The organism is Micromonospora sp. WMMC264 (genome assembly GCF_027497275.1).
GTDB classification, from domain to species: domain Bacteria; phylum Actinomycetota; class Actinomycetes; order Mycobacteriales; family Micromonosporaceae; genus Micromonospora; species Micromonospora chalcea.
Genome location: NZ_CP114907.1, coordinates 4,115,635 through 4,139,614 on the forward strand (window position 1 = coordinate 4,115,635; position 23,980 = coordinate 4,139,614).

At 74.2% G+C, this 23,980-nt stretch carries 20 protein-coding genes; 10 read left to right on the forward strand and 10 right to left on the reverse strand.

Translation table 11 applies throughout. The annotated features are described in order from the left end of the window. Position 1 precedes the first annotated feature (1 nt). A complete protein-coding gene (locus O7542_RS17755) occupies positions 2-2,731 on the reverse strand; it encodes an FtsX-like permease family protein (protein WP_281604913.1) in 2,730 nt (909 codons plus the stop codon). Next, the gene (locus O7542_RS17760) at positions 2,728-5,913 is read right to left on the reverse strand and encodes an FtsX-like permease family protein (protein WP_281604914.1); all 3,186 of its coding nucleotides are present in this window, start codon (positions 5,911-5,913) and stop codon (positions 2,728-2,730) included. Before O7542_RS17760 ends, O7542_RS17755 begins: the two co-directional genes overlap by 4 nt. Before the next feature lie 248 nt (positions 5,914-6,161). On the opposite strand from O7542_RS17760, the gene O7542_RS17765 reads away from it, so the two are divergent. Then, entirely contained in the window at positions 6,162-7,007 is an 846-nt protein-coding gene (locus O7542_RS17765; protein WP_281604915.1) for a hypothetical protein, read from the forward strand. An 18-nt stretch (positions 7,008-7,025) separates the two neighbouring features. Here the strand turns inward: O7542_RS17765 and ligD are convergent, their stop codons facing one another. Further along, complete coding sequence (gene ligD, locus O7542_RS17770; protein WP_069089387.1) at positions 7,026-8,051, reverse strand: non-homologous end-joining DNA ligase; 1,026 nt, start codon at positions 8,049-8,051, stop codon at positions 7,026-7,028. A 47-nt stretch (positions 8,052-8,098) separates the two neighbouring features. Between ligD and msrB the strand changes: the two genes are divergently transcribed. Continuing rightward, positions 8,099-8,509 (forward strand): peptide-methionine (R)-S-oxide reductase MsrB, encoded by a 411-nt coding sequence (gene msrB / locus O7542_RS17775; protein WP_281604916.1) that lies wholly within the window; start codon positions 8,099-8,101, stop codon positions 8,507-8,509. A gap of 8 nt (positions 8,510-8,517) precedes the next feature. Here the strand turns inward: msrB and O7542_RS17780 are convergent, their stop codons facing one another. Then, complete coding sequence (locus tag O7542_RS17780; RefSeq protein ID WP_043325634.1) at positions 8,518-8,793, reverse strand: isoamylase early set domain-containing protein; 276 nt, start codon at positions 8,791-8,793, stop codon at positions 8,518-8,520. 155 nt (positions 8,794-8,948) lie between these two features. Here O7542_RS17780 and O7542_RS17785 point away from each other — a divergent pair, with 155 nt between their 5' ends. From O7542_RS17785 to O7542_RS17795, 3 genes are all read left to right on the forward strand, one after another. Further along, positions 8,949-9,209: a Prokaryotic metallothionein gene (locus O7542_RS17785; protein ID WP_116505006.1), complete on the forward strand. Its 261-nt coding sequence runs from the start codon at positions 8,949-8,951 to the stop codon at positions 9,207-9,209. A gap of 66 nt (positions 9,210-9,275) precedes the next feature. Continuing rightward, positions 9,276-9,719, forward strand: a complete 444-nt coding sequence (locus O7542_RS17790; protein ID WP_281604917.1) for a GNAT family N-acetyltransferase — start codon at positions 9,276-9,278, stop codon at positions 9,717-9,719. 106 nt (positions 9,720-9,825) lie between these two features. After that, the gene (locus tag O7542_RS17795; RefSeq protein WP_281604918.1) at positions 9,826-10,944 is read left to right on the forward strand and encodes a lytic polysaccharide monooxygenase; all 1,119 of its coding nucleotides are present in this window, start codon (positions 9,826-9,828) and stop codon (positions 10,942-10,944) included. Positions 10,945-11,039: 95 nt separating this feature from the next. Here O7542_RS17795 and hemQ read toward each other — a convergent pair whose 3' ends face one another. Genes hemQ through hemE form a run of 3 tightly spaced genes read right to left on the reverse strand, consistent with a single transcriptional unit; the run spans position 11,040 to position 14,248 of the window. Beyond that, positions 11,040-11,741 carry a hydrogen peroxide-dependent heme synthase gene (hemQ, locus tag O7542_RS17800; protein WP_043325639.1) on the reverse strand — a complete coding sequence of 234 codons (702 nt, stop codon included), beginning with the start codon at positions 11,739-11,741 and terminating at the stop codon, positions 11,040-11,042. Further along, positions 11,738-13,147 (reverse strand): protoporphyrinogen oxidase, encoded by a 1,410-nt coding sequence (gene hemG / locus O7542_RS17805; protein ID WP_281604919.1) that lies wholly within the window; start codon positions 13,145-13,147, stop codon positions 11,738-11,740. The genes hemQ and hemG overlap by 4 nt, the downstream gene beginning before the upstream one ends. A 9-nt stretch (positions 13,148-13,156) precedes the next feature. Then, entirely contained in the window at positions 13,157-14,248 is a 1,092-nt protein-coding gene (gene hemE, locus O7542_RS17810; RefSeq protein ID WP_043325641.1) for a uroporphyrinogen decarboxylase, read from the reverse strand. A gap of 172 nt (positions 14,249-14,420) precedes the next feature. Between hemE and O7542_RS17815 the strand changes: the two genes are divergently transcribed. Then, positions 14,421-14,990, forward strand: coding sequence for a DUF3000 domain-containing protein (locus O7542_RS17815; protein WP_043325643.1), 570 nt, complete (start codon positions 14,421-14,423; stop codon positions 14,988-14,990). Positions 14,991-15,054: 64 nt separating this feature from the next. Here the strand turns inward: O7542_RS17815 and O7542_RS17820 are convergent, their stop codons facing one another. Both O7542_RS17820 and O7542_RS17825 read right to left on the reverse strand, forming a co-directional pair. Further along, on the reverse strand, positions 15,055-15,858 hold the full coding sequence (locus O7542_RS17820; protein WP_140946380.1) for a hypothetical protein: 804 nt from the start codon (positions 15,856-15,858) through the stop codon (positions 15,055-15,057). A gap of 93 nt (positions 15,859-15,951) precedes the next feature. Further along, on the reverse strand, positions 15,952-17,523 hold the full coding sequence (locus O7542_RS17825; protein ID WP_281604920.1) for a trypsin-like peptidase domain-containing protein: 1,572 nt from the start codon (positions 17,521-17,523) through the stop codon (positions 15,952-15,954). A gap of 234 nt (positions 17,524-17,757) precedes the next feature. Here O7542_RS17825 and O7542_RS17830 point away from each other — a divergent pair, with 234 nt between their 5' ends. The 4 genes from O7542_RS17830 (at position 17,758) to O7542_RS17845 (ending at position 23,404) form a co-directional block, all read left to right on the forward strand. Beyond that, on the forward strand, positions 17,758-19,080 hold the full coding sequence (locus O7542_RS17830; RefSeq protein WP_281604921.1) for a ribonuclease D: 1,323 nt from the start codon (positions 17,758-17,760) through the stop codon (positions 19,078-19,080). Between the two features lie 101 nt (positions 19,081-19,181). Beyond that, a complete protein-coding gene (locus tag O7542_RS17835) occupies positions 19,182-20,378 on the forward strand; it encodes a thiolase family protein (protein WP_064447157.1) in 1,197 nt (398 codons plus the stop codon). Then, on the forward strand, positions 20,375-22,438 hold the full coding sequence (locus O7542_RS17840) for a 3-hydroxyacyl-CoA dehydrogenase NAD-binding domain-containing protein (protein ID WP_209960491.1): 2,064 nt from the start codon (positions 20,375-20,377) through the stop codon (positions 22,436-22,438). The genes O7542_RS17835 and O7542_RS17840 overlap by 4 nt, the downstream gene beginning before the upstream one ends. A gap of 183 nt (positions 22,439-22,621) precedes the next feature. Continuing rightward, positions 22,622-23,404, forward strand: a complete 783-nt coding sequence (locus O7542_RS17845) for a hypothetical protein (protein ID WP_281604922.1) — start codon at positions 22,622-22,624, stop codon at positions 23,402-23,404. Positions 23,405-23,460: 56 nt separating this feature from the next. On the opposite strand, the gene O7542_RS17850 is transcribed toward O7542_RS17845, so the two are convergent. Continuing rightward, the gene (locus tag O7542_RS17850; RefSeq protein ID WP_043325653.1) at positions 23,461-23,847 is read right to left on the reverse strand and encodes a VOC family protein; all 387 of its coding nucleotides are present in this window, start codon (positions 23,845-23,847) and stop codon (positions 23,461-23,463) included. Positions 23,848-23,980: the final 133 nt, after the last annotated feature.

Sequence of the window (23,980 nt, forward strand, 5' to 3'; positions counted from 1 at the left end):
CTCAGCTCTCCTCTCCGAGCCGCAGCACCTCGCCGAGGCGCATCCGGCGGTTGTTCACGGCCTCCACGGTGATCGCGAAGCCGAGGGCCAGCATGGCCAGGACCGACACCCCGGCGACCAGGCCGGGTTCGAACTGCGGGCGTACGTCCACGCCGCCGGTGAAGGCGGGCAGCCCGAGCACCGGCGTGAGCAGCAGCGGCAGCAACGCGCCGACCACCGCCCCGGTGAGCACCGACACCAGCACCAGCGGGGTCAGCTCGACCATCAGCATGCCGCGCCACTGCCGGCGGGACAGGCCCATGGTGCGCAGCCGGGACAGCACCTGCCCGCGCGAGCGGGCCCCGGCGAGGACCGCGAGCGCGAGCCCGAGCAGCCCCAGCACGGCGCCGCCCCCGGCGCCGAGCGCGAAACCGAACACCAGCAGGCCGTTCACGCCGGTGCCGCCGAGGTCGGCGCGGACGGCCGAGCGGGTGGTGACCTCCGGCGCGCGGGCCTTGTCCCCGGCCTCGACCCCGCCGATGCGCAGGTAGCGGTTCTGCCCCTCACGCGCGACCCGGTCCACCTCGGCGGCGTCCACGCCCGCGCCGGCCAGCACGAACCCGGTGGGCGCGAGCTGGTGCGGCGCGTCCGCCGGCAACGCCGGCCACGGCAGCACCACGAACCGCGCCACGCCGTCGCCGACGAGCGCGAACTCGTCGACGGTGGCGGCGGTGCGCACCGGCAGCCGGTTGCCCTGCACGTCCAGCCAGGCGGGCCGGTCCCCCCGGGCGTCGGCGAGCCCGGCGTCGGCCAGCTCGTCGGCGACCGCCGGGGACACCAGCGCCGGCAGCGGCGTGCTCCCGTCGGCGCGGGCCCGCACCGGGTCGGGCACGCTCACCGGTACGCCTGCCGCACTGGCCACCTCGGCGAATCGCTCGCCGTCCACGAGCACCACGCGCAGCTCGGTGACCGGGGCGGGGCGGCCGGCGCGGTCGGCGTACGGCCGCTCGGCCGGCACGGTGAGCAGCGGCGCGACAGCGCGTACCCCGGGCAGCTCAGCCAGTTTGCCGGCGGTGTCCGGCGCGAAGCGCTCCCCGCGTACCAGCAGGTCACCCGGCACGGCCTGGGCGGCGGCGGTGTCCCGGCCGCTCTCGATGCCGGTCGCCACCACGCCGCAGAACGCGGCGGTGGCGACGGCCAGCACCACCACGACCAGCGGCCCGGTGCTCGCGGCCCGGCCCGCGCGGGCGGCGCCGAGGAACGCGACGCTGCCGCGCGCCCGGGCGGCGACGCGGCTGAGCAGCCGCAACGGCCAGGGGTACGCGCGCAGCGCCACCAGCGCCGCCGCGATCGCCAGCAGCACCGGCACGGACACCAGCAGCGGATCCACCGAACCGGCGGTGAGCCCGCGGCGGCGCAACAGGAACGCGCCGAGCACGGCGAGCCCGAGCACCGCCACCTCGACGGTGAGCCGGACGGCGGGCGACCGGCCGCCGAGGTCGGAGCGGCCACCGGCGCGGCGGCCGACCGCGAGCGCAGCGAGTGGCGGCAGCAGCGTGGCCAGCAGCCCGGCGATCAGCACCCAGAGCCACGGCGACCCGGCGCCGGGCAGCAACCCGCCGAGCAGCCAGCCGATCCCGGCCGCGGCCGGCAGCACCAGCAGCGACTCGGCCAGACCGCGGCGCAGCACGTCACCGGTCGAGCCACCGCGGGCCCGGATCAGGTGGAACTCGGCGCGGCGTCGGTTCGCGGCCAGCCGGGCGGCCAGCAGCGTCAGCCCGGCCAGCGTGGCGAGCAGCCCGGCGGCGATGACCGCGAGCAGGGTACGCGCGGCGGCGAGCGAGTCGGCGAAGCGCCGCAGCGGGATGTCCACGCCCTGGCTGAGGGTCACCTTGACCTCGGTGGGCAGGGCCCGGTCCAGCCCGTCGACGCCGGCGATCAGCGCGTCGAGGCGGCCCGGTTCGAGCCGGTCCGGTGCGATCCGGTACCGCCAGCCGAAGGCCACCGGCCATTCCCCGGCGGTGATCGAGTTCAGACCCGCGTCGGCGGTGTACGCGACGCCCACGAACGGTTGGCCGTCGCCTTCCGGCGGGCTGAGCTTCAGCATCGACGGCAGCGTGTCCCAGACACCGCCGGCCGGGTCGTTCGGCCGCCACACGCCGACCAGGTCGACCGGGCGGGAGTTGAGCACGTTGTTGTCGGCGTCCAGCAGCGAGAGACGGAACCGGTCGCCGGCCGCGACGCCCAGCGTGGTGGCGATCGTCTCGGCGAGCGTCACCTCGATCGCGCCGGCCGGGGTGACGCCGCGTTCCGGCCACCGCCCGTCGACCAGGGTGGCCGCCTCCCGGATGCCGGTGCCGGCGCGCAGGTGCAGGTCGATCAGCCCCTTGTCGTCGCTGAGCGTCGGACCGCGCAGTCGCCCCGGGACGGTCTGCGCCGCGAACCAGCGCTCGCCGATCGTGTCGCGCACCTCGGCGGGCATCTTCTCCTCGATCGCCGCGAGCAGGGCTCCCCGGCTGGCGGCGACGGGCTGCTCCGAGGCGGGCACGACGTCCGGCGCGGTGCTGTACGTGAGGTCCCGGCGGGCCACCGGCTGACCGGCCACGTACTCGGTGAGCCCCTGCCCGGTCAGCCGGTCGGCGACCCGGGGCACGCCCGTGATCAACAGCGCGGTCACCAGGGTCAGGACGGCGAGCAGCAGGAACTGCCCCCCGTATGCGCGGACCCGGCGCGCGGCACCAGGAAGGCTCATCGTTCTCCTCCGATCCGGAGCTGCGCGGCGGCGACCCGCTGGCGGATGCCGGTGGTGATGACGGCGGCGAAGGCGAGCGCGGCGAGCAGCAGCCCGGCGGCGGTCGCCCCGATCGGCACCCAGGGCACTGTGAAGACCGCCTCGGGCACCGGCCGGCCGGCGGCCGGGGTGAGGATCACAAGCGGCACCATGGTGGCCGCGACGAGGGCGCCGACCAGCAGCCCGACGCCGACTCCGATCGCGGCCAGGAAACCCTGCTCGGCGAGGTAGGCGCGGGCCAGCAGCCGGGTGTTCGCGCCGAGCGTGTTGAACACGGCCAGTTCGGTGAGCCGCCGCCGGGTGGTGGCCCACACGTCGACCGCCAGGCCGACCAGCGCCAGCAGCACCGACCCGAGCGCGGCGGCGAGCAGCCCGGTGCGGGCGCCCTGCCAGTACGGGTCCCCCGCGGCCTCCTCCGCCACGCGCTGCCGGTCCAGCAGCACCGTGCCGCCGACAGCGGCGAGGGCCTCGGTCGCGGCGGCGTGCCCACCCGGCGTGGTACGCAGCCACCACTCGGCCACCGGCCGTACGCCTCCGCTGCGTTCCAGCAACTGGGCGCCGGCGGTGGGCAGGTCCAGCAGCACGCCGTCGCCAGCGGTGCCGGGGATCGCGGCGACCTGGCCGACCACCGTGGCCTCGATCGTCACCTCGGAGACCGACAGCTTTACGGTGTCACCGGTCTGCACGCTCAGCGCGGCGGCGACCCCCGGTGTGATCAGCACCGGCACCGGCGGGTCCTCGGCCATGGGCACCACGGCGAACCGGGACGACGGCACCCGGGCGAACTGCAACAGCCCCGCGGGCACGTCGAAGCCCTGCGTCGCGTCCACCTCGGTGGGGGTGGCCCGGGCGTCCCGGCGTGGCCCGCTGCCCGGGTCGATCACCCGCCACGCCCCCTCCACCGGCAACGGCAGCGCCGCGCCGCCGCCGTCGGTGAGCCGCAGGTCGCTGAGCAGCAGCCGGTACGAGTTGCCGGTGGCGTCACCGCCGTCGGCCTCGAAACCGGCCAGCCGCAGCGGGGCGCCGCCGGTGTCGGGCAGCGGCACGGAGAAGCGCACCGGCCGTCCCTCGCCGCCGGCCTCGGCCAGCCGGACCCGCCACGTGGCCCCGGCGTCGGTGGCGAACAGCGCGGTCACGGCGACGCGCGGCCGGTCGTACATGCTCTCCACCGGGGTGCGGACAATGCCGGAGAACGTCTTCGCCCCGGCCGGCAGGACACCGCCGACCGGCGCGCCCCGGCCGCGCGCGAGCCGGTCCAGCAGGGCACCGGTGGACGCCCCGCCGTCGGCGTCGTCGAGCCGGATCATCCCCTTCGCGGCGGCGGCGTCCAGAGCCACCACCGTCGCCGGCCGGGCCTCGCGGCCCAGGCGCACGTCGTCACGCCAGGCGGGCAGCACCCGGTCGATCCCGGGCACCGCGGCCAGCTGGGCGGCCCGGTCCGCGGGGGCGGTGCCGTCCCGTTCGGTCAGCCGCAGGTCCGTGCCGACCGTGTGCTGCGACTGGTCGCGCTGCGAGCGTTCCCAGGAGGCGACGAGCGACCACGCGAGCGTGCTGCCGCCGACGGCGAGCGCGAGCAGCAGCACCGGTCCGGCGTGCGGGCGACGCCCCGCCTGCCACATGCCGAACATGGTGGCGTTCCACGGCCGGCGGTCGACGAAACGTTCCGCGAGCCGGGTGGTCGGCGGCAGCAGCCGCAGCGCGATCACCGCGCCGGCCAGCACGCCGATCGTGGGCGCGGCGGCCAGCAGCGGGTCGATGCCGAGGCTGCCGTTCGCGCCGGCCAGCGGCGAGGAGTACTGCCGCAACTGGGTCCAGGCGAGCACGGCGAGCGCCACCAGCACCACGTCCACGCTGGCGCGCTGCACGGCGGCGCTGCGGGACGGGCGGGACCGGGCCGCCATGTCGGCGACGTAGGTGCCGGCCCGGCGCAACGCCGGCAGCACCATGGCGAGCAGGCAGCCGACCGCCGCGCCCACCGCGACCACCCAGACCCGGGCCAGGTCGCCGTCGGCCAGCCGCAGGTCCGCGCCGAGATACCGGACCGCCTGCCCGGTCAGCGCCGGGGCCAGCAGCAGCGCCGGCGCCACCACGAGCGTGGCCTCGCGTACGGCGAATCCGGCGATCTGCCGACGCGCGGCGCCCCGGGCCCGCAGCAGCGCGGTCTGCGCCCGCCGGTCCTCGTTGAGCAGCGCGGCCACCAGCACCAGCGCGTACCCGCCGAGCACGACGATCAGCAGCAGCGGGGTGAGCAGCGCGGACCGGCCCACCAGGTCGGCCCGGCCGAGCCGGTCCACCAGCCGGTCCAGGTGGCTCACCTGCTGCGTCGAGGAGCCCAGGCCGGTGGCCTCGGGCAGCCGCTCGGTGATCTCGTTCAGCGCTGTGGTCACGGCGGGCAGCCGGGCCGGCTCGACGGCCACCAGGTCGGGGTCCACCAGCCAGGCCGCCGAGGTCGAGCCGGGGAAGGTACGGGCGAAGTCGGCCGGGTCGAGCGCGAACGGCCCGTACGAGGTGACCTCCGCGTCGCCCTGGCTCTCCCCCACTCCCGGGGCGAGCCGCCAGTACGCCTCGGCCGCGTCGCGGGGCCGCCACGTGCCGGCCACCACCACCGTGCTGGCCCGCTCCGCGCCCCGGTCGTACAGCGGCACCCGCTCGCCGACCTCCAGGCCCAGTTGCGCGGCCACCTTCTCCGGCAGCGTCACCTGCAGCGGGTTGCTGCCGGGCACCGGCCACGCCCCGGCGGCCAGCTCGGCGTGCGCCGGCAGGTCGTCGAGCGTGGCCAGGTTGGCGAACATCGGGTCGTCGTCGGTGCGGGCGGCGCCCACGTCACCGGTCAGCTCCCGCCCGGTGCCGGAGCGGATCCCGGCCACCGTGACCGGCGCCCCGCCCAGCCCGTTCGCGAACTGTGCCCGTACCGCCCGGTCCCGCTCGGCGTACGCGGCGGCGTCCGCCCCGCCGGAGCCGCTGATCAGCAGGCTGCGCTCCTCCGCCGGGGCGGCGTCGAGCACCGCCCGGGCACCCGCGTCCACCGCCCGGCGGTTGTAGTCGGAGAGCCCGGTGACCAAAGCGACCGCGACGAGTGCCGCGACAGCGGCGGCGAGCAGCAGCCCACGGGCCTCTACCGCCCGCCTCCACACCAGCTTCATCCGACGTCCTCTCCTGGCCCCGGCGGGCCGATGCCGAGAGAGAGCAGTGACACCCACGAAAAGGTTCGCGCCCGTTACATGATCGTTATCGGTCCCTCCGCCTCACCGCGCACTCTCCCCGTCGATCTTGGAGTTGTGGTGCCTCGAATGACGCCGATGCGGCTTTTGTGCACGACCACAACTCCAAGATCGACGGCGGCTGTCCACAGGGGCGGCTTTCCAAGGGCAGCGGGCGGGAGAGTGCGGGGGTGTGGCGGTATGGGGAGTTGCTGGCGGGTGGGGTGAGCCGTGCGGCGGTACGGCACCAGGTGGAGGCGGGGCGGCTGGGGCGGTTGTCCCGGGGTGTCTACGGGTACGCGGACGACGAGACGAATCGGTTGCGCGCCCTGTTCCGGCGGTTGCCGCCGGGAACCGTCGCGGGGTTCCACACCGGCGCGCGACTGCACCGGTTCGGGGCGGTGACCGACGACCGGGTGCACGTGATCGTGCCGCCCGGTGTGAGCGCGCGGCGAATCCGGGGCGTGGCGACGCATCAGACGGTGCTGCCGGTGCCGGACGCGGTGGAGATCGCCGGCATCCCCTGCGCGCCGGCCGCCCGCTGCGCCGTGGATCTGGCCCGCGTGATCCGGCGGGCGGACGCGCTGCCTGTGCTGGATCTCTGCCTCCGTGCCGGCGCCTGCCGCCGCGAGGACCTGCTCACCGAAGTGGCGTGGCACGCCGGCCTGCGGGGAGTACGACAGGCCGGGCAACTCGTCGCGCTCGCCGACCCGCGCCCGGAGTGCCGGCAGGAGAGCCAGCTGCGCCTGTTGCTGATCGACGGCGGGCTGCCTCCGCCGGAGCCCCAACTGTGGGTTCCCGACGAGGACGGAAACCTGATCTACCGCCTCGACCTGGGCTATCGCGACCGGCGCATCGGCTTGGAGTACGACGGCCGGTCCCACCTAGATCCCGGCCGGCTGCACCACGATCGATCCCGGCTCAACTGGCTGGCCGAGCACGGCTGGCGGATGCGGGTCTACACCGCCACCGATCTCTACCGCCGCCCCCGGCACATCGTCGCGTCGGTCCGGAGCATGCTCACCGCGCCCGCCTGAGCCCTGGTCACCCGGGCGTCAGGGGCGGGGGCGGTCGCGGTCCTTGGACGGCTGGACCCGCTTCGGCTCGCCGGGCATCTTCGGGTATTCCGGCGGGTACGGCATGTCGCCCAGCCCGTCCGCCGCGTCCCGCTCGGCCCACTCAAGCAGCGGCGTGATGTCCCACGGGGCGTCGTCGATGCCGGCGTGCGGGTCGCCGCGCTCGGCGAACCGGGCCGGCACCGTGCCCAGGTGGAAGTCGTCCGGGTCGACCTGGGGTAGTTCGTCCCAGTCGACCGGGGTGGAGACGGTGGCGCGCGCGTTGGCGCGCAGCGAGTACGCGCAGGCGATGGTGCGGTCCCGCGCCATCTGGTTGAAGTCGACGAAGACCCGTTCGCCCCGTTCCTCCTTCCACCAGGCGGTGGTGACCAGCTCGGGGCGGCGTCGTTCCAGCTCCCGGGCCAGCGCGATGGTGGCGCGGCGGACCTCCACGAACGTCCAGCGCGGCTGGATGCGCAGGTAGACGTGCACGCCCCGGCCGCCGGAGGTCTTCGGCCAGCCGGGCACGCCCAGCTCGTCCAGCAGGCCGCGTAGCTCACCGGCGGCGGTCACCGCGTCGGCGAAGTCGGTGCCGGGCTGCGGGTCGAGGTCGACGCGCAGCTCGTCGGGGCGGTCGGTGTCGGCGGCGCGCACCGGCCACGGGTGGAACACGACTGTGCCCATCTGCGCCGCCCAGGCCACGTGCGCCAGGTCGGCGGGGCACAGCTCGTCGGCCGGGCGGCCGCTGGGGAAGGCGATCCGCGCGGTGCGGACCCACGGGGGTACGCCCCGCTGCGGCACCCGCTTCTGGAAGAACATCTCCCCCTCGATGCCGTCGGGGAAGCGCTGGAGCGTGGTCGGCCGGTCGCGCAGGGCGCGCATGATCCCGTCGCCGACGGCCAGGTAGTAGCGGAAGACGTCGGCCTTGGTGAAGCCCCGCTGGGGGAAGATCACCCGGTCGGGGCTGCTCAGCCGCACCGTGTGCCCGGCTACCTCGATCTCTTCGACCGTGCCCTTGCCCGCCATCACGCGACCATATGCGATGCCACCGACAGCCGACGTACCGTGAAGGGGTGAGTCTTTCCGACAACGAACTGCCCCGTACCGAGGACGAATGGCGCGTGCGGCTGAGCCCCGAGGAGTTCCGGGTGCTCCGCGAGGCCGGCACCGAGGCGCCCTGGACCGGTGAGTACGTCGACACCAAGACCGCCGGCGTCTACCACTGCCGGGCCTGCGGGCTGGAACTGTTCCGCAGCGAGGACAAGTTCGACTCGCACTGCGGGTGGCCGAGCTTCGACGACGCCATCCCGGGCGCGGTCAAGGAGATCCCGGACAACACGCTCGGGATGCGCCGGATCGAGATCCGCTGCGCGCGCTGCGACAGCCACCTCGGGCACGTCTTCGAGGGTGAGGGCTTCACCCCGAAGGACACCCGGCACTGCGTCAACTCGATCTCGGTGCGGCTGGAGCCCAGCGCCGGCTGACGGCGGCGTCACAGCCGCAGCAGGCCGCCGGCCTCGTCCACCCGGTCGGCGGCCTCGTCGTCCAGCCACACGCCGCCGGTGGCCAGGTAGCGGAAGCGGTACTCCCCCGGCTTCAACCGGACCGTCACGGTACGGGTGCCGTCGCGGCGCGGCACCAGCTCGTGCCGGCCGGGCTCCCAGCCGTTGAAGCAGCCGACCACGCTCACCGTGCCGGGCGGGGTGTCCCGGGGCAGCGAGAACGTCACCCGGGTCTGGTTGCCGAAGAGCTTGTTGCGCTTGATCACGAATCCTCCGGGGATTTTCGGCGGTCACCGGAGTCAACGCTCGACACGCCGGGAGCGACTCGCCGTAGGGCCGGATCAGGTTCGCCGGTTCCGGTTGCTCGATGGTGTCGTCTGCGCGACTCTCGGATGACAGGTCCGTTTTCGGGGGGTTTCGCATGGCAACCTGCGAGGTTTGCGGTAACGACTACTGGATGGCGTTCGAGGTGCGCACGGTCGACGGGGCACGGCACACGTTCGACTGCTTCGAGTGCGCGGTGCACAAGATGGCGCCGATCTGCGAGCACTGCCAGATCAAGATCGTCGGGCACGGCGTCGAGGTCTCCGGCCGCTTCTTCTGCTGCGCCCACTGCGCCCGCGCCGTCGAGGGCGAGCAGGGCGCCGAGGTACGCGACGCGGTCGGCGCCCGCCCCGCCTGACGCGCGCGCCCCGGCCGTCCCGCACCCGGCCCGGCCGGACCTCGGGGCGCCGCCTAACCTGGGCCGATGCCCGTCGAGCCCCACCTGGCCGGTTTCGCCGACCTGGACGCCCGCACCTTCCACGACCTGCTCCGGTTGCGCATCGACGTGTTCGTGGTCGAGCAGTCCTGCCCGTACCCGGAACTGGACGGCCGGGACGTCGAACCCGGCACCCGCCACCTGTGGCTGAGCAGCGACGGCGCCGTGGTCGCGTACCTGCGGATACTGGCCGACCCCGGCGGCGTGGCGCGGATCGGGCGGGTGGTGGTGGCGCCGGCGGCCCGCGGCGCGGGCCTGGCCGGCGCGCTGATGGCCGAGGCCCTCGCGGTGGTGGGTGACCGGCCGTGCGTGCTCGACGCGCAGACGCACCTCGTGGGCTTCTACGCGGGATTCGGTTTCACGGTCAGCGGCCCCGGCTACGTCGAGGACGGCATCCCGCACACCCCGATGCGCCGCGACCCAACTCATTGACGTTTGTCACTTTTTGTGGCAACGTGCGGGCGGAGCCGCCACGCGGGAGAGGGCAACTCCCGACAGTCCGGGCGTCGTGCACCGACACCCATCCCGGAGGCTTTCCATGTCCACTCCGTACCGCCGCCCGTTACCGCTCGCGGCGGCGATCCTCGGCGTCTGCGCGGTCGTCGCGGCGCTGCTCACCACCGCGTTCTCCGGCCCGGCCTCGGCGCACGGGTCGGTGGTCGACCCGGCCTCGCGCGCCTACAGCTGCTGGCAGCGCTGGGGCGGTGACTTCCAGAACCCGGCCATGGCCACCCAGGACCCGATGTGCTGGCAGGCGTGGCAGGCCGACCCGAACGCCATGTGGAACTGGAACGGCCTGTTCCGCGAGGGCGTGGCCGGCAACCACCAGGGCGCCATCCCGGACGGTCAGCTGTGCAGCGGCGGCCGCACCCAGAGCGGCCGGTACAACGCGCTCGACACCGTCGGCGCCTGGAAGACCGTGCCGGTCACCAACAACTTCCGGGTCAAGTTCTTCGACCAGGCCAGCCACGGCGCCGACTACATCCGGGTGTACGTGACCAAGCAGGGTTTCAACGCGCTCACCTCGCCGCTGCGCTGGAGCGACCTGGAACTGGTCGGCCAGATCGGCAACACCCCGGCCAGCCAGTGGACGCGTGAGGTGGACGGCGTGTCGATCCAGATCCCGGCGAACGCGCCGGGCCGCACCGGCCGGCACATCGTCTACACCATCTGGCAGGCCAGCCACCTGGACCAGTCCTACTACCTGTGCAGTGACGTGGACTTCGGCGGGTCCGGCCCGACCACCCCGCCGCCCACCAGCACCCCGCCGACGAGCACCCCGCCCACCAGCACGCCGCCGACCAGCCCGCCGCCGACCAGCCCGCCGCCGACCACGCCGAACCCGGCCGGCGGCTGCACCGCGACGTACGCGATCACCGGTTCGTGGGGCGGCGGCTTCCAGGCCGACGTGAAGGTGACGAACAACAGCGGCTCGCCGATCCGCGGCTGGTCGGTGAGCTGGAACTACCAGAACGGCCAGCAGGTCAGCTCGGCGTGGAACGCCACTGTCACCACGAGCGGAACACTGGTGACGGCACGAAACGCCGCCTACAACGGCTCACTCGCGCCGGGTGCGAGCACCTCGTTCGGCTTCACCGGCTCGGCCGGCGCGACGAACCCGGTGCCCAGCATCGTGTCCTGTACGACGACCGCCTGACGCCGGTCTTCCCGGTCGGGGCCCTGCTCGACACCCGCTGGGTGTTAAGCGGGGCCCCTTCCTCTACCGCAGGCGTTAAGAAGGTGCCCTTCCTTTCACACCAGGCAGTTGACGATGTCGGCCACCGATCGGCGGCGGCCGGTGTAGAACGGGATCTCCTCCCGCACGTGCCGCCGGGCGCCGGAGGCGCGCAGGTCACGCATCAGGTCCACGATCCGGTGCAGCTCGTCGGCCTCGAACGCGAGCATCCACTCGTAGTCGCCGAGCGCGAACGACGCGACCGTGTTGGCCCGTACGTCCGGGTAGCCGCGGGCCATCTTGCCGTGCTCGGCCAGCAGCTCGCGCCGCTCCGCGTCGGGCAGCAGGTACCACTCGTACGAGCGCACGAACGGGTAGACGCACAGGTAGGGGCGCGGCTGCTCGTCGGCCAGGAACGCCGGGATGTGGCTCTTGTTGAACTCGGCCGGGCGGTGCAGCGCCATCTGCGACCAGACCGGGGTGAGCGCCCGGCCCAGCGTGGTGCGGCGGAACCGCAGGTACGCGTCCTGCAGCGCGTCGCTGGACGACGAGTGCCACCAGATCATCAGGTCGGCGTCGGCGCGCAGCCCGGCCACGTCGTACGTGCCCCGGACCGTGACGTCCTTGCCGGCCAGCTCGGTGAAGAGCGACTCGACCTCGTCGACGACGTTCTCCCGCAGCGACGGCAGCGGGCTGGTGGCCCGGTACACCGACCACATCGTGTAGCGGATGGTCTCGTTGAGCTCCCGCAGCCGCGCCGCGTTGGTCTGCTCGGTCATGCTGCCGATCCTTCCAGTGCCGTGATGATCTCTTCGGCCGCCGTCTCGCCGGAGCGGACGCACACCGGGATGCCGACGCCGTCGTAGCCGGCCCCGGCCACCGCAAGCGTCGGGTACGCGGCGCGCAGCGCCGCCCGGACCGCCGTCACCCGGGCGGTGTGCCCGGGCGTGTACTGGGGCAGCGCGCCGCCCCACCGCTGCACGTGCCGGGCCACCGGAGTCGGCAGCGGCGCGCCGAGCACCGCCGACAGCTCCCGGTGCACCGCGTCGGCCAGGTCGTCGTCGGTGAGCTGCAGCGACGTCTCGTCGCCGTACCGGCCGACCGAGGCGCGCACCAGCGCCAGCCCGTCCGGCCGCCGCAGGTGCCCCCACTTGGTGGTGAAGAACGTCGACGCCTTGATCGTCAGCCCTTCACCGGCCGGCACCAGGAAACCGGACAGCTCCGGCAGGGCCGGGCCGGGCAGGGCCAGGGTGATCAGGGCGACGCTGGCGTAGTCGAGCGCGCCCACCGTGTCGGCCGCCTCGGGCGCGGCGGCGGCGAGCAGCCGGGCGGCCGGGCGGGCCGGCACCGCGAGCAGCACCGCGTCGACCTCGACGTGCTCGGCGTCGCGGGTCGGCCCGACGGTGAGCCGCCATCCGGACGGGGTGCGGCGCAGCTCGCGTACCGCGGCGCCGCGCCGGATCGTCGCCCCGCTCGCCGTCGCCGCCGCCTCGACCAGCGTGCTCAGCCCACCGGCCAGGGTGCCGAAGACCGGGGCGCCGGGCGCGCGCGGCGCGGCGGCCTGCGCGGCGCGTACCGCACCGACGAGCGTGTGCTCGGCGCGTGCCGCGCGGGCCAGCGCCGGCATCGTGGTGACCAGCGACAGGTCGTCGGCCCGCCCGGCGTACACGCCGCCGAGCATCGGATCGACCAGCCGCTCCACCACCGCGTCACCGAGACGCTTGCGGACCAGCTCACCGACCGAGGTGTCCTCACCGTCGGCCAGCAACGGGTGGCCCGCGTCGCGGTCGGCGTCCGCGGCCGGCGGCGCGACCGCCGCCACCTTCTCCAGATCCCCGGGTACGCCGACGAGCGTCCCGCCCGGCACCGGGCGCAACGTGCCGTCGACCAGCAGGGCGGCCTGCCCGACGGTCGGGTGCACGATCGCCTCGGCCAGGCCGAGGCGCCGGGCCAGCGTCACCGCCGCCGACTCGCCACCGGCCGGGTCGCGCATCAGGAACGACTCCGCGCCGAACTCGACCGGCCCGCCGGCGAGCTCACCGGTGAACAGCTTGCCGCCGAGGCGGCCGGACTGCTCGTACACGGTGACCTCGGTGCCCTCGGGAGCGCTGTCGCGCAACCGGACGGCGGCGGCCAGCCCGGTGATCCCGCCACCGACGATCGCCACCCGCCACGGTCGCACCACTGTCGCCTCCTAGCGCTCCGGTCGCGCGGTCAGCTCGTGCACCAGCGCGACCACCCGGGTCAGCACCTCGGGGTCGGTCTCCGGCAGGACGCCGTGGCCGAGGTTGAACACGTGGCCGGGAGCGGCCCGGCCCTGCTCGACGATGCGCCGCACCTCGGTCTCCACCACCGGCCAGGGCGCGAGCAGCACGGTCGGGTCGAGGTTGCCCTGCACCGCCTTGTCCGGCCCGATCCGGCCGGTGGCGACGTCCAGCGGCGTACGCCAGTCCACGCCCACCACGTCGGCGCCGGCCTCGCCCATCGCGCCGAGCAGCTCGCCGGTGCCCACCCCGAAGTGGATCCGCGGCACGCCGGAGTCAGCGAGCCCGCCCAGCACGTACGTCGAGTGCGGCAGCACGAAGCGGCGGTAGTCGGCCTCGGAGAGCGCGCCGGCCCACGAGTCGAACAGCTGCACCGCGGAGACCCCGGCGTCGATCTGCACCTGGAGGAACGCCAGCGTCACCTCGGCCAGCCGGGCGCACAGCGCGTGCCACAGGTCCGGGTCGCCGTACATCAGCGCCTTGGTCTTGGCGTGGGTACGCGACGGGCCACCCTCGACCAGGTAGCTGGCGAGCGTGAACGGGGCGCCGGCGAAGCCGATCAGCGGGGTGTCACCCAGCTCGACGACGAGCTGGCGGACCGCCTCGTCCACGTACGACACCTCGTCGCGGCCGATCGGGGAGATCCGCTCGACGTCGGCGGCGGTACGGATCGGCTCGGCCACCACCGGGCCGGTGCCGGGCACGATGTCCAGGTCGATGCCGGCCGCGGCGACCGGCACCACGATGTCGCTGAACAGGATCGCCGCGTCCACGCCGTGCCGGCGCACCGGCTGGAGCGTGATCTCGGTGACCAGGTCCGGCCGGCGGCAGGACTCCAGCATCGGCACGTTCGCCCGGATCTCGCGGTACTCCGGCAGCGACCGGCCGGCCTGGCGCATGAACCAGACCGGCGTGTGCGGGCCCGGCTCGCGCCGGCAGGCGCGCACGAAGGGCGAGTCGGCCGGCCCGCCGCGGCGGGGTTCTCCGTCTCGGGCGGCAGTGCCCGTGGTGTCGGTGGTCATCGCGGCAATCGTGCCACGCCCCCGGCAGGCGCCCGCGCTCACCGTCCGCATTTGTGACGTAGAAGGAAGGGCCCCCGCTTAACGCCTCCGGTAGAGGAAGGGCCCCTTCTTAACCGTCGATCACCCGGCGCGCCGTCGCGCGCCGTACGGTGGGCGCGCATAGGCTGCCCGCATGGCCCCCCCGATCGCGCTCCCGGAAACGTTCGCTCGCGCGGTCGCGGGGCTGCGGTCGGTGACACCCCGCCCGGAGATCATCCTGGAGGAGGTCGGCGCGCCCCAGCGGCTGGCCCCGTTCGCGTTCGCGCTCTCCGCCGCCGTGATGCGCGACGACGACGAGGTGGCCACCGGCCGGCTGATCCTGCTGCACGACCCGGCCGGGCACGAGGCGTGGCAGGGCACGTTGCGGCTGGTCACGTACGTCACCGCCGAGCTTGAGGTCGACCTGGCCAGCGACCCGCTGCTGCCGGGCGTCGGCTGGACCTGGCTGACCGACGCGCTGGACGCGCAGGGCGCCGGGCACCGGGCGATCGGCGGCACCGTCACCCAGACGCTCTCCACCCGGTTCGGCGAGCTGGCCGGGCCGCCCGCCGCCGGTGACATCGAGATCCGCGCCTCCTGGACGCCGCTGCGCGCCGACCTGGGTCCGCACCTGCTCGGCTGGTGCACGCTGCTGGCCTCCACGGCCGGCCTGCCGCCGCCCGGCGTCACCGCGCTGCCCCGGCGTTCCGCCGGCGCCGCCTGACCACACCCGGCCGGATACGCGAAGGCCGCCCCGGCGAACCGGGGCGGCCTCGGGCGAGTACAGGTCAGAGATAGTTCTCGGCCTCGTCGCAGACCTTGTCCAGACCCTTGTTCGCCGCCTCGAAGGCAGCCCGGTCGCCACGCGACGCGGCGGCGATGGCGGTGGTCAGCTTGTCCAGGCAGCTCGCGATGACCTTCTTCTGCCGGGCCTGCTCGTCCCGGTCGTTCTTGGTGCCGGTCAGGTCCTGCTGGGTGTCCGACAGCCGCTCCTGCACCGTCTTCAGCTCACCCTTGAGCTTCTCGATCTCCTGCTGGTTCGCCGAGATGGTGCCGTCGCGCTGGCTGACCAGCCGCTGGGACTTGTCCAGCTCGCCGTCCGTGGAGACGTACAGGAAGGTCATCACGCCACCGAAGACGAACAGCAACGCGGCGACGAGGCCGAGGACCAGCGGGGCCCACCTCCGGCCGCCGCCGGCGGGCGCGCCGCCGGCCGGTCCGTAGGGGCCGGGCGGCCCGGACATCGGCGGCGGGCCGTAGCCGGGGCCGGACACCGGTGGGGCGGACAGCGGCGGGGCCGACAGCGGCTGCGGGTAGCCGGGGCCGGAGACCGGCGGTACGGAGACCGGCGGCGCCGACATCGGCGGGGGCACCGGAGCGGCGCCCGGCGCGTAGCCCGGCTGACCCGGCGCGGCGGGCTGGTATCCGCCGTACCCGGGTGTGCCGTCGGGCGCGGTGGGCTGGTGCAGGGTCGGGGCGGGCTGGTTCGGGTCGTACTGCTGGGGCGCGGGCCGGCTGCCGTACACGTTGCCGTAGACCGTGCCCCCCGGCGCCGGGGGCGGGTTGTCGCCCCCGGCCGGTGGGTAGGACATGTCGTTCCTCCAGATGAGCTGGTCCCCCGCGGGGTGGCCCGATGGGCCGGGGTCGATGCGCTGCGGTCGCCCCACACCGGCGTGGGCGACCGGTCAGCAGAGGCGGAACCGGTCGCAGGCGGTCTTGATCGGCACCGCCAACCCGATGCCCTCGGCGTTGCGGGCCTTGGCCGTGGCGATGCCGACGACCTCCTTGGCGCCGTTGATCACCGGGCCGCCGGAGTTACCGGGGTTGATCGGCGCGTCGAACTGGATGACCGGGCCACCGCCGCGCTCGTCTTCGCGGAACGCGCTGACCACGCCCGTGGTGACGCTGTCCTGCAACCCGAGCGGCGCGCCGACCACGATGATCTGCTGGCCGGACCGCACCGGATCGCTGGCCGCGACCAGACCGGCGAACTTGGCGGTGGTGCGCAACTGCGCCAGGTCCTTGTCCTTGTCGGTGGCGATGATCGTCGCCTCGAACCGCTGGTCCTTGCGCTCCAGGAACACCTTGCGCTCACCGGCGGTGAAGACCGACTCGACCACGTGGAAGTTCGTCAGCAGCGTGGTGCCGCCGCCGGACGGGGCCTTGCCGACGGCGAACGCCGTACCGGTGAACTGCCCGGCCCGCACCCGGAACACGCTCGGCAGCACCGCGCTGGCCACCGCCTCCGGGTTGAAGGCGGCTCCGGCCTGCTTCTCCAGGCTGCCGGCGCGCTGCTCCAGGCCGTCGAGCCGGCTGGCGTCCGCGCCCTGCCCCTCGGCCATCCGCTTGTCGGCGGCGGCGAGCCGGTCGTCGAGCCGGTAGATCTGGTACGCCTGCACGCCGCTGACCACCGCCAGCACGGCGGCCAGGGCCAGCGCCACCACCGCGAGCCGGCTGCGCCGGGGGGCGCGCTCCGGCGGGCCGAGCGGCGCGCCGAAGCCGGAGACCTGCTGACCCGGGTACGCCGCCGGCTGGGCGGGGTAGGACGGCGCGGACACCGGCTGGCCCGGATAGGCGGGCGCGGAGACCGGCCTGCCCGGGTAGGACGAGCCGGAGCCGGACGGGGCGCCGGAGTGCCGGTCCGCGTACGGCGACGAGGCCTGGCCCGGGAACGACTGTGAACCGGCGGGCGCCTGGCCCGGGTAGGCCGGGGCGGACTGGGCCGGTGCCGAGCCGTAGGAGGACTGACCCGGCTGGGCCGACGGCGTGCCGTAGGAGGACTGACCCGGCTGGGCCGGCGCGCCGCCGAACGACGACGGGCCCGGCTGGGACGGCGCGGCGCCGAACGACGGCTGGGACGGCGCGGGCGGGGTCGCGACACCCGACGACGCGGAGTAGGCGGCCGACGGCGACGCCCCGGCCGCGTCGGCGCGGCCCGGGTAACCGGCGGACGGCGGCGCGGCGGCCCGCGCCGGATAGCCCGCGCCCGAGGACGGGGCGGGGTAGCTCGTGCCCGAGGACGCCGGGTAGCTCCCCCCGGACGATCCCGGGTAGCTCGTGCCCGACGCCGCATGGCCGGGGGTGCCGCTCCACGCCGGACCGCCACCGCCCGCTGCCGACCCGGGCAGGGCCGGCCCGGACAGCGGAGCCGGACCGCCGGGCGGGTCGAAGCGTGGCGGCAGCGGTCCCGGCCGATCGGCCGTCGGGTCACCGCCCTGCCCCGGCACGCCGTCGCCGGTTCCGTACCCGCCTGTCATGCTCGACCGTCCTCCCCGTCGGCTTCGCCGACGCCCCCGACCGCTGTCGTCCGGCCCTGTGCGCCGCTCGCGGCTCGATGGACCGTACCGGCGGAAACGGGCTTTGTCTCCCCCGCTGTCCGACCCTCTCACGGTCCCGCAACCCGGTTCGTTCCGGACACCTGACGGACACCGCGCCGACACGCGCCGGACCGGCTGCGCACACCGGATCGTCCGGCCTACTAGGGTTGTCAGGTGACCGACGAACCACCCCTGCGCCGTCGGGCCGCCGAAAGCCGTACGGGAGAGGTCTCCGCCGATCCGACGTCGGCCCTGCCGGAGCCGGCGGACGCGGGGACCGAGACCGAGCCGGGCGCGGCCGTCCCCCTGACCGCGCCGCGCGACGGCACGCCCGCCCCGGTGGCCACACCGGCCGAGTTGAACGAGGTCGTGGCCCGTTTCGCGGGCGGCACCGGCCCGGTGGCCCTGGACGCCGAACGCGCCTCCGGCTACCGCTACAGCCAGCGCGCCTACCTGGTGCAGTTGCGCCGCGTCGGCGCCGGCACCGCGCTCATCGACCCGCTGCCGCTGCCCGACCTGTCCGCCCTCGACGAGGCGATCGCCGGGACCGAGTGGGTGCTGCACGCGGCCAGCCAGGACCTCGCCTGCCTGGCCGAGCTGGGCCTGCGCCCGCGCCGGCTGTTCGACACCGAACTGGCCGCCCGGCTGGCGGGATTCGAGCGGGTCGGCCTGGCCGCGCTGACCGAACAGCTGCTCGGGTTCAGCCTGGAGAAGCACCACTCCGCCGCGGACTGGTCCAGCCGGCCGCTGCCGGAGTCCTGGCTGACGTACGCGGCGCTGGACGTCGAGCTGCTGGTGGACCTGCGCGACGCGCTGGACGAGGAGCTGGGGCGGCAGGGCAAGTCCGGCTGGGCGGCGGAGGAGTTCGACGCGCTGGTGCGCAACGGCGCCCGTCCGCCGCGCGTGCGCGCCGAGCCGTGGCGGCGCACGTCCGGCATCCACCGGGTACGCGGCGCGCGCGCCCAGGCCCGGGTGCGGTCCCTCTGGTACGCGCGGGACCAGATCGCCGCCCGCCGGGATGCCGCGCCGGGCCGGGTGCTGCCCGACTCGGCCATCGTTGCCGCCGCCGAGCTGGACCCGAAGGACGAGAAGACGCTGCTCACGCTCCCCGGGTTCGGTGGGCGGTCGGTGCGCCGGCTGGCACGTACCTGGCTGGCGGCGCTCGACGACGCGCGTCAGTTGCCGGACGACGCGCTGCCGGTGAGCCCGACGGTGGAAGGGCCGCCTCCGCCGCACCGCTGGGCCGAGCGTGACCCGGTGGCGGCCGGGCGGCTGGCCCGGGCCCGCGAGGTGGTGGTCGGCACCGCCGGGGCGCACCGGCTGCCGGCGGAGAACCTGATCGCGCCGGACTCGATCCGCCGGCTGGCGTGGCAGCCGCCGGAGGAGATCACCGACGACACTGTCGCGGAGGCGCTGCGCGCCTTCGGCGCCCGGGAGTGGCAGATCGGGCTGCTGCTGCCCGCTCTTACCGAGGCGCTGCGCACCCCCCAGCAGTAACGTCGGTGGCAGGTGTGAGGTGGGCCACGCGGGGGGTGGTGCCACGTTTGGTTACTGGCGAGTAGCATCCGGGGAAATGCCCGTGCCGAGGGAGGCTCCAAGTGCCCCGTGAAGTCCGGGATGTCGTCTTCGTCGACGGCGTCCGTACCCCGTTCGGCAAGGCGGGTGGGATGTACGCCAACACCCGCGCCGACGATCTGGTGATCCGCTGCATCCGCGAGCTGATGCGCCGCAACCCGCAACTGCCGCCGGAGAAGGTGGAGGAGGTGGCGATCGCCGCCACCACCCAGATCGGTGACCAGGGCCTGACCATCGGCCGTACCGCCGCCCTGCTGGCCGGCCTGCCCAAGACCGTGCCGGGCTTCGCCATCGACCGGATGTGCGCCGGCGCGATGACCGCCGTCACCACCGTGGCCAGCGGCATCGCCATGGGCGCGTACGACGTCGCGATCGCCGGCGGCGTCGAGCACATGGGCCGCCACCCGATGGGTGAGGGCGTCGACCCCAACCCGCGCATCGTCGCGGAGAAGCTCGTCGACCCGTCCGCCCTGGTGATGGGCTCCACCGCGGAGAACCTGCACGACCGGGTCCCGCACATCACCAAGGAGCGCACCGACGCGTTCGCGCTGGCGTCGCAGCAGAAGACCGCCAAGGCGTACGCCAACGGCAAGCTCCAGGGCGACCTGGTGCCGGTGGCGGTGCGCGACCCGGAGGCGGGCTGGGGCCTGGCCACCGTGGACGAGGCGCCCCGCGACACCTCGATGGAGAAGCTGGCCGGGCTGAAGACGCCGTTCCGGCCGCACGGCAAGGTCACCGCGGGCAACGCGGCCGGCCTGAACGACGGCGCCACCGCCGCGCTGCTGGTGGCCGAGGAGACCGCTCGTGAGCTGGGCCTGCCGGTCGGCATGCGCCTGGTGTCGTTCGGCTTCGTCGGCGTCGAGCCCGAGGTGATGGGCGTCGGCCCGATCCCGTCGACCGAGAAGGCGCTGCGCATCGCCGGCCTCAGCATCGACGACATCGGCCTGTTCGAGCTGAACGAGGCGTTCGCGGTGCAGGTGCTCGCCTTCCTCGACCACTTCGGCATCGCCGACGACGACCCGCGGGTCAACCCGTGGGGCGGCGCGATCGCCATCGGTCACCCGCTCGCGTCCTCCGGCGTCCGGCTGATGACCCAGCTCGCCCGCCAGTTCGCCGAGCACCCCGAGGTCCGCTACGGCCTCACCGCCATGTGCATCGGCATCGGCATGGGCGGCACCGTGATCTGGGAGAACCCGCACTGGGAGGGTGGAGACAAGTGAGCCTCGCCGCACCGAACGAGGTCGTCACCAAGGCGCTGCTGCGCCAGGTGGCCGTACCCGGGCTGGACCGGCCCGCCGCCCTCATCACGCTGGACAACGGCTTCGACCACACCAAGCCGAACACCTTCGGCCCGGCCGGTCTGACCAGCCTGGACGAGGCGATCACCGCCGCGCTGGCGGCGGAGCCGGCGTTCATCGCGGTCACCGGCAAGCCGTACATCTTCTGCGTGGGCGCGGACATCACCAGCCTGCCCGCGCTGGAGAACCGCGAGCAGGCGCTGGAGATCGGCCGGCTCGGCCACCGCGTGTTCGCCCGGCTCAAGGACAGCGCCGTCCCCACCTTCGCGTTCGTCAACGGCGCGGCGATGGGCGGCGGCCTGGAGCTGGCGCTGCACTGCCACTACCGGACGCTGTCGGCGGGCGCGGCGGCGCTGGCGCTGCCCGAGGTCTCGCTCGGCCTGATCCCCGGCTGGGGCGGTACGCAGCTGCTGCCGAACCTGATCGGCATCCCGGCCGCCACCCAGGTGATCATTCAGAACCCGCTGATGCAGAACAAGATGCTCAAGCCGAAGCAGGCGGCCGAGATGGGCATCGCGGACGTGCTGCTGGAGCCGGCCGACTTCCTGGAGCGGTCGCTGGAGTGGGCCGCCGGCGTGGTCCGGGGCGAGGTCGCCGTGACCCGCCCCGAGGTCGACAAGGACATGTGGGCGGGCGTGCTCTACTTCGCCCGGCAGACCCTCGACCAGCGGCTGCACGGCGCGGTCCCGTCCGCGTACAAGGCGCTGGACCTGCTGGAGACGGCGAAGGACGCCGACTTCGCCACCGGCACCGCGGCGGAGGACGAGGCCCTCGCGGACCTGGTCTTCTCCGAGGAGCTGCGCAGCGGCCTGTACGCCTTCGACCTGGTGCAGCGGCGGGCCAAGCGCCCGGCCGGCGCGCCGGACAAGGGCCTGGCCCGCCCGGTCACCAAGGTCGGCATCGTCGGCGCCGGCCTGATGGCCAGCCAGCTCGCGCTGCTGTTCGCCCGGCGGCTGCAGGTGCCGGTCGTCATGACCGACCTGGACCAGTCGCGGGTGGACAAGGGTGTCGGCTACGTGCACACCCAGATCGAGAAGGCCGTCAGCAAGGGCCGGATGGACAAGGGCACCGCGGCCAAGCTGTACGGCCTGGTCAGCGGCTCGGTCGACAAGTCCGTCTTCGCCGACGCCGACTTCGTCATCGAGGCCGTGTTCGAGGACCTGGGCGTCAAGAAGCAGGTCTGGGCCGAGCTGGAGAAGATCGTCAAGCCGGAGGCGGTGCTCGCCACCAACACCAGCTCGCTGTCCATCACCGAGATGGCCGCCGACCTGGAGCACCCGGAGCGGGTGGTCGGCTTCCACTTCTTCAACCCGGTCGCGGTGCTGCCGCTGCTGGAGATCGTCCGCGGCGAGCGGACCGACGACGCCACGCTGGCCACCGCGTTCGCTGTCGGCAAGCAGCTCAAGAAGTCGTCGGTGCTGGTCAAGGACGCCCCGGCGTTCGTGGTGAACCGGCTGCTGACCCGCTTCCTCGGCACCGTGTTCGCGGCCGTCGACGCCGGCACCCCGCTGGACGTGGCGAACAGCGCGCTGGACCCGCTGGGCCTGCCGATGCGTCCGCTGGCGCTGCTGCAGCTCGTCGGGCCGGCCGTGGCGTACCACGTCGGCGGCACCCTGCACGAGGCGTTCCCGGACCGGTTCGGCGTCAGCGAGAACCTCAAGCGGATCGCCGACTCGGGCCAGCCGATCGTGGTCGACGACCAGATCAACGACGAGGTGGCGAAGCTGCTGGTGGTCGGCGACGAGCCGCTCACCGCCGAGCAGGTGCGGCAGAACGCGCTGGACGCGCTGGCGCAGGAGATCCGGCTCATGCTCGACGAGGGCGTCGTCGCCGAGGCGCAGGACATCGACCTGTGCATGATCCTCGGCGCCGGCTGGCCGTTCCACCTGGGCGGCGTGACGCCGTACCTGGACCGGACCGGCACCTCCGAGCGGGTGACCGGCAAGCGGTTCCTGCCGCGCGGCGTGGCCAGCCTGCGCTGACCGATACCGCATCGATCGCGGTGGTCGGGCTGTCCGAGACGGACGCCCGGCCACCGCGATCGGCGTTTCGCGGGCAGGTCACGGGTCGGATGCGGTTTCGTCCCACCGGCCTTCCACGGACAGCGGCATGTCGGTGCTCCTGGCTACGATCACGCCTTCAGTTTTCTCACAGGAGCTGCCTACATGTCCCAGCCGCCGTCCAATCCCTACCCCGGCCACTACCCGCCGCCCCAGCACCAGCCCGGCGGCTTCCAGCCGCCCCAGCAGCCGCAGTACGGCGGTGGCTACCCGCATGCTCCGCAGCAGCCCCAGTACGGCGCTGACTACCCGCAGATCCCGCAGCAGCCCCAGTACGGCAACCAGTTCGGCGCGCCGGTCCCGCCGAAGAAGTCCGGCGTCGGCAAGATCCTGCTGATCGTCCTCGCGGTGGTCCTGGTGCTCTGCGTCGGTGGCGGCATCGTCACCTGGCTCGTCACCAAGGAAACCGTCGGCGAGGTGGTCACCGCCACCAAGACCCGGGTGGTCGAGCCGCAGACGCTCGGCGGCCGGCCGAAGGTCACCGACCCTCAGCTGCAGAACGCCGCGACGCAGATGAAGGCCTCGCTCAGCAAGGACGTGCCGGACGCGACGAGCACGGCCGGCGCCTTCTACGGCAACCCGGAGAAGAAAGACCTGGTCATGATCGTCGCCGTGTCCGGCGTCATGGCCGACCCGAAGAAGGAACTGGACGACGCCGCCACGGCGGTCACGCCGGACCTGGCCACCAAGGACTTCAAGACGGTCGACCCGGGCCCGCTTGGCGGCGACGCCAAGTGCTCCGACGGCAAGGCCTCGGGTGAGCAGGTGGCCGTCTGCATCTGGGCCGACCGGGGCAGCCTCGGCATGGTGGTCGTCTACTTCAAGTCCGCGGCCGAGCTCCAGAAGGAGTTCGTCACGATGCGCGGCGAGATCGAGAAGCAGGGCTGACACCGCTACGCACCGGGCCCCCGCCGCGACGGCGGGGGCCCGGTGTCGTTTCCGGATCAGGCGGACTCGGCCCGTTCGGCAGGGCTCCGGCAGACGCAGAACTCGTTGCCCTCGGGGTCGGCCAGCACCACCCAGCCGCTGCCGTCCGGCCGGCGCCGGTCGGCCACCAGCGTGGCGCCGAGGTCACGCAGCCGCGCCACCTCCTCGTCGCGGGTGCCCTCGGCCGCGTGCAGATCGATGTGGAACGCGCCCTTGCCGTGCCGCTCGCCCACCCGGACGAACAACAGGTCGGGGCCGTCGCCGGCGGGCGCGGCGAGGACCGCCTCCGGGTCGTCCGGGTGGTCGTCGTCGGCGAGCCGGCGGTCGAGCACCCGGGCCCACCATCCGGCGAGGGTGTACGGGTCGTCGGACTCGACCGTCACGCAATGGAACTGTGCACTCATCGGTGCTTCCTCCTGTGGGGTACGCGCCCCGGCGGAGTGGGAACGTCAGCGGGGAACGCGGGGCGCGGGACGGTTCACGAAAGACATCGACCACACCCCCTTCCACCTCATCGGGCTGACCGGTTGATCATTC